This window comes from Streptomyces sp. NPDC056527, from assembly GCF_042794475.1.
Taxonomy (GTDB): domain Bacteria; phylum Actinomycetota; class Actinomycetes; order Streptomycetales; family Streptomycetaceae; genus Streptomyces.
This window is the reverse complement of record NZ_JBHTTQ010000195.1, coordinates 1-5801: the sequence shown is the minus strand read 5'-3', so window position 1 is coordinate 5801 and position 5801 is coordinate 1. Positions and strand designations below refer to the sequence as shown.

Below are 5801 nucleotides of genomic sequence, written 5' to 3'. Positions count from 1 at the left end.
GCACCCCGCTACGACGTCGGCAAAACCGTCAAACGCCCCGAGACCCTCAAGGCCATCGGCAAGCCTGGAAGATCTTGGTAGATAAAGAACAAGCTTAGGACCTCGATGAAGGTGGATCCCGGTCGTCCATGATCACGTCCTGCGAGACGTGGGGATCCGACGAATGGCCAGGGGCTCGGCTTGAGCCGTTGCTGCCGCACGGCCTCAAACCGGGTCGTCTGCGGGTGTGGACGCGGCGGCGGACGCGGACTGGTGCACCGTGGCGGGACGCGCCGCAGGGCTCCGGGCCGTGGGACGGGTCGACGACCTGTTCCGGTGCTGACAGCGGGCCTGCACCTGGGCCCGGTCGTCACCCACCTCCGGATCGAGGCCGACACAAGAAGTCCAGGCCCGAAGGAGCTCCCCGCCCTGTGCGGCGGGGTAGCCGACCGCCGGCAGCCACCGGTAGCGTCAACGCATGGATCAGGATGAACGGCTGCTTCACGCCTCGTCGTTCGGCTCGGCAGCAGTCTCATACGCCGAGCACCGTCCGGACTACGCGCCGGCCGCGGTGCGCTGGGCGCTCGAACCCGCGCCCGGCCCGCGCGTGCTCGACCTCGGCGCCGGAACCGGCAAGCTGACCGCCACGCTGGTCGCGCTGGGTGCCGAAGTCACAGCGGTCGAACCCGACCCTGCCATGCTGACCGAGCTGAGCCGCTCACTGCCGGCGGTTCGTGCCCTGTCGGGTACTGCCGAGGCGATTCCGCTGCCGGACGCGTCCGTCGATGCAGTGCTGGCCGGGAACGCCATGCATTGGTTCGACATGGCCGTCGCGGGACCCGAGATCGCCAGGGTTCTCGCACCCGGCGGCATCCTGGCGGGCCTGTGGAACCTCATGGACGACCGGGTCGAGTGGGTTGCCGGGCTGGCGCGAGTGAGCGGGAGCGCGGCCATCGGCTCGCGTGACACTCCCGCCAGCTGGCGCGCCGAAACGGCCGACATGCACCTTCCGAAGACTGGCGACGCCGCCCGGTTCAGCTCACCAGAGCAGACCGAGTTCCCGCACGGGCAGCGCCGCACCGCCGACTCTCTCGTCGCCACCATCGCGACGCGCGCGGGCGTACTCGTCATGCCGGAGCAGGAGCAACAGGCCACCCTGGGCCGGATCCGCACCTTCCTCACGAGCAGACCGGAGACCGCCGTCGGCGAGTTCACTCTCCCGATGCTGACCGGCGTGCTGCGCGTCCGGGCACTGTGAAGCGTCCGCAGTCTCACCTGGCCCGGACAGTCAGCGCACCTCCAGCAGACAGCGGCTGAACGACCCAGGGCGGCACGATGGAGGCTTCGGCCACAGCGGCATGCAGCGTCAGGCTTACCGACAGCCCTGACCACGAACGCCTGCTCTTCGCCAGGATGACCAGCCAGCACGACCTTCTCAACCGTGAGGCCAGTTCCCTGCGTCGACGTAGAACCTGACTACGACGGTTGTTCCGCGAGCGTGGGCTCGATCGCGATGGCGGGGACTTCAGCAGGGTTGCGTCCCGCCATCCGGCAGCCCAGGCAGTCGGGATGGCCGTGACGTGCCGCCACGTCTCGGACGCGCCAGGGCTGCTGATCGACCGGCCTCGGGCCGGAGGCTTTGCCCCACCCTGCCAGGTGGAGGAACCACGTGGTGAGCGCGGCGAGGACAACCACAACTCCACCCAGCACCAGTCCGACGGTCGAGCGGGCTGCGAACGCCACGCCCATCGCCGTGCAACCGACAGTGGCTATGCCTGTGCCTGTCCAGCCGGCGACCGTATGGCCCAAATCGTAGTCTCCGTGCGCGCTCACAGGCGTCTCCTCGGGGAATGGGATGCTGGAGCGGGGAGCCGCGGCTCACCCACCCAGAGATATCTTATCTCGCAAGATAATTTACTTAGATACTAAGGGGATGCGTGGTGCAGGGCAAGGCACGACCGGCGGCGACAGCCGAGCAGGCGCTGTACGCGATGGACCGGATGATCGCGACCGCACAGTTCGGGCAGCAGGACATCGCGCGGCTGCTCGGCCTCAACGTCACGGATCTGACCTGCCTCGGCTTCCTCGTCGAAGCAGCCACCGCCGGCGAATCGCTGGTGGCGGGCGATCTCGCCGACCGGGCTCGGCTGACAACCGGTGCGGTGACCGGCGTCCTCAACCGCCTCGAGAAGGCGCAGTACATCCGCCGCGAAGCGGACCCGCAGGATCGCCGAAGGGTTCGGGTGGTCATGGAGGAGTCCGCATTGGAGCGCATCCTTGAGGCCTACGGCCCCTTCTACGAGCGCCTGGGCCTGCTCTTCGCCGACTACCGCCCGGACGAAATCGCCGTACTCGCGGACTGGTTCACCCGCGCCAGAACCCTGCTCCAGGACTCACTGGACGAGATCCGCGAGGGCGTCTCCGGATGACCACCCTCTGACCGCTGAACACCCCGCCGATTCCCACAACCCCACCGTCAACCTCACCCCCTCGCCCTGGTGAAGCGTTGATACGGCAGCACGACGACGAGCTTCCACACACAACTCCCCGGCAGCAGACGAGCCGGTGACCATGCCGAGGGCGGCCAAGGCCGCACCGGGCACCCGCGTGGAGACGACCTCAGCGCAGCGCAGGCGCATGAAGTGACCCTCCTGCTTCCGGGGCAGACGTCCCTTGCGTTCGGCAGTGACCATCCGGCGCTACTCATTGCTGTCTGAGGCAAGCTCATCAGAGCCGGTTGCGCCCCCTGACGCCGGACGCCGCGGCGCGGCTCCCGGGCGCGCCCGGGGGCAGACCCGCGCCCGTTCCATGCGAGGGCATGAAGGACATGTGATGGCAGCGCCCGACCTGACGGATTCCAGGGGGCGGACCCGTTCCGACGCTGCCGTTCGCGTCAACATCCGGCTGATTCCATTCGAAAACCTTCGTATGGCAAGGGTGTTGCGGGGTGCCGTTCACATGGGCGCATTACTCTTCGTTGACTCGCCCTTGAGCTTGCTTTGGTGAATTCCGACGATGGTGTGACCGGAGGGAGGAGCGTTCACGATGCCGTCCGTCCGTATGTCCGTGGCCTTGCGCGCAACCCTCCTTCTCGTCCTCGCCCTCCTCTGCGGCACCAGCGCCCTGCCCACCCTCGCCGGGCCGGCGCCCCAGCTCCAGCAGCTCCAGCCCCGCGTCCAGCAGCTCGCGCCGGCCCCGGCATACGAGTCCGCGCACGCCGGGGGCGGCGAGGCGGACACCCCGGGGAGCTCCGCTTTCCACCGTGACCGGCGGCGAGCCGTCACCGCGCCCGCAGGCCCTCCCGGCCCGCCGTCGCTCGTCACCCGCGCCGCGCCGCTGACAGACCCGCCGGGCGGCCGCACCGGCGGCCCGGACACCCGGTCGAGACCGCTCGCCGCCCACGACCCCTCCGCCCTCCAGGTGTTCCTCTGCTGACAGGCGGCCTCACTCTGCGCCGACCTGTCAGCCCGACGCGCCCCCACGGCGCGCCAGGAGGAAACATTCATGCAGCCCCTCATCGACAACGCCCGCCGATTCGGACAGCGCCCTGAGGAGTTCGCCCCGCACGCCGCGGGCCAGTCCCCGGCTGTCCTGTTCGTCACCTGCTCCGACTCCCGGGTCGTACCCGCCCTGATCACCGGCGCCCGGCCGGGCCAGCTCTTCGAGCTGCGCACGGCGGGCGGCATCGTGCCCCCGTACGGCACCGGTACCCCCAGCGGGGAGGCCGCCACCATCGAGTACGCCGTCGAGGTCCTCGGCGTCGAGGACGTCGTCGTCTGCGGCCACTCGCACTGCGGCGCGGTGGGAGCCCTCGTCCGCGGCGACGACCTGAGCAGCGTGCCCGCCGTGCGGGACTGGCTCGCGCATGCCGCCCCCGACGGCGCCCCGGGCAGCCCCGACGACCCGGCCGTCACCGACGCCGTCCACGGCCACGTCCTCGCCCAACTGCTCCGCCTGCGCTCGTATCCGTGCGTCGAACGGAGGCTGGTGACCGGCCGACTCCGCCTGCGCGGCTGGTACTACGAGGTGCACACCGGCGCCGTTCTGGAGTACCGCTCCGGAACCGATGCTTTCGAGGCGCTGTGAGGAGGGAGATCCGGATGCCGCGCTCCTTCTCCTTCCTGCGGCAGGACTTCGCCGCCTCGCTCGTCGTCTTCCTCGTCGCCCTCCCGCTCTGCCTGGGCGTCGCCGTCGCCTCGGGCGTCCCCGCCGAACTGGGCCTCATCACCGGCATCGTCGGCGGTGTCGTCACCGGCCTGATGCGGGGCAGCAGTCTCCAGGTCTCCGGCCCGGCCGCCGGCCTCACCGTGCTCGTCCTGGAGGCGGTCCGCACCTTCGGCCTCGCCGCGCTCGGAGTCATCGTGCTGGCGGCCGGCGTGCTGCAGATCGCGATGGGCCTCCTCCGGTGGGGCCGCTGGTTCCGCGCGATCTCCCTGTCCGTCGTCGAGGGCATGCTCGCGGGCATCGGTCTGGTCATCATCGCCGGGCAGCTCTACGCGGCGGCGGGGATTCCCGCCCCGGACTCCGGTCTCGACAAGCTCATGGGCCTGCCGGGCGCGCTGGTCGAGGCCTTGGGCAGCCGCACGGCCCTCGTGTCGCTCACCCTCGGGGCAGGTACGGTCCTCCTCATCGTCGGCTGGCGGCGGATGCCGGGCCGTGCACGGGCGGTGCCCGGCGCTCTGGTGGCGGTCCTTCTGGCCTCCCTCGCGACCGCCGTGTTCGGCCTTCCGGTGGAGACCGTGCGGGTGAGCGGTGTGCTGGAGGCCGTCCACCTGCCGGGAGCAACAGCCCTCTCGTCCCTCGCCGAGCCGGCTCTCCTCGGCACGGTCCTCGCGTTCGCGCTGATCGCCTCCGCCGAGTCGCTGTTCAGCGCGGCGGCGGTCGACCGGCTCCACTCGGGACCGCGCACGGACTACGACAAGGAACTTGTCGCGCAAGGCGCGGGCAACACTTTGTGCGGCCTGCTCGGCGCGCTGCCGCTCACCGCGGTCATCGTGCGGAGTTCGGCCAACGTGGAGGCCGGCGCCCGTACGAAGGCGTCCCGGGTCCTCCACGGCGTCTGGCTGCTGCTCTTCGTCGCCCTGCTGCCCGCCGTACTCGCGTACATCCCCCTGGCCGCGCTGGCCGGGATCCTCGTGCACGCGGGCTGGAAGCTCATTCCCTTCAAGGGTGTCCTGACGCTCTGGCGCCGTCACAGGGGTGAGGCTCTCGTCCTCGTGGCGACTGCGACGGCGATCGTCGCGGTCGGCATGTTCGAGGGTGTCCTGATCGGCCTCGTCCTGTCGGTGGCGAAGGCCGCCTGGGAGGCCTCGCACCTGCGGATCGAGCACAGCGACGACGGACGCGGCGCGATCCGCGTACGGATCCAGGGAACAGTCACCTTCCTGAGGCTGCCTCAGATACTCGACAGCCTGGAAGCCCTGCCCAGCGACCGCCGGGTGGTCCTGGACCTCTCCGGGGTCCACCATCTCGACCACGCCTGCCGGGCGGCTCTGGAGACGTGGGCCGAACGGCACAGCGGCGCCGACGCCGAGGCCGTCCGCGCCGATACATCCCCAGACAGCCATCAGGGCGCCGCCGCAGGCTCGGTGAGCACCCCGCACTGAAACCGCGGGGTCTACGGGGGGGACGGCGCGCGCCGCGTCGCCCCCCGTTCGCGGCGGGGCATTCGACACGATCACCCCGAAGGGCACGCACGTCCGCCTGTGAGGGCACGCATGCCGCGTACGCCCGGATGTGGCGCGTAGGCACGTAACGTAACGCCCGTACGGGTCGCGGCCCCGCCGAGGCGGGGGCTGGTGTCGGGAGCATGATCACGACAC

The 5801-nt window shown here is 70.5% G+C and carries 6 protein-coding genes; 5 read left to right on the top strand and 1 reads right to left on the bottom strand.

The window, feature by feature from the left end:
• The first annotated feature begins 457 nt into the window (after nt 1-457).
• Nucleotides 458-1237 carry a class I SAM-dependent methyltransferase gene (locus tag ACFQ7Q_RS37370; protein ID WP_383563496.1) on the top strand — a complete coding sequence of 260 codons (780 nt, stop codon included), beginning with the start codon at nt 458-460 and terminating at the stop codon, nt 1235-1237.
• Between the two features lie 218 nt (nt 1238-1455).
• On the opposite strand, the gene ACFQ7Q_RS37365 is transcribed toward ACFQ7Q_RS37370, so the two are convergent.
• Nucleotides 1456-1812, bottom strand: coding sequence for an HGxxPAAW family protein (locus ACFQ7Q_RS37365; RefSeq protein WP_383563494.1), 357 nt, complete (start codon nt 1810-1812; stop codon nt 1456-1458).
• Between the two features lie 107 nt (nt 1813-1919).
• Between ACFQ7Q_RS37365 and ACFQ7Q_RS37360 the strand changes: the two genes are divergently transcribed.
• From ACFQ7Q_RS37360 to ACFQ7Q_RS37345, 4 genes are all read left to right on the top strand, one after another.
• Nucleotides 1920-2408 carry a MarR family transcriptional regulator gene (locus ACFQ7Q_RS37360; RefSeq protein ID WP_383563491.1) on the top strand — a complete coding sequence of 163 codons (489 nt, stop codon included), beginning with the start codon at nt 1920-1922 and terminating at the stop codon, nt 2406-2408.
• A 616-nt stretch (nt 2409-3024) separates the two neighbouring features.
• Complete coding sequence (locus ACFQ7Q_RS37355) at nt 3025-3414, top strand: hypothetical protein (RefSeq protein ID WP_383563488.1); 390 nt, start codon at nt 3025-3027, stop codon at nt 3412-3414.
• Nucleotides 3415-3483: 69 nt separating this feature from the next.
• Complete coding sequence (locus ACFQ7Q_RS37350; protein WP_383563485.1) at nt 3484-4065, top strand: carbonic anhydrase; 582 nt, start codon at nt 3484-3486, stop codon at nt 4063-4065.
• Nucleotides 4066-4079: 14 nt separating this feature from the next.
• A complete protein-coding gene (locus tag ACFQ7Q_RS37345) occupies nt 4080-5585 on the top strand; it encodes a SulP family inorganic anion transporter (RefSeq protein ID WP_383563482.1) in 1506 nt (501 codons plus the stop codon).
• Nucleotides 5586-5801: the final 216 nt, after the last annotated feature.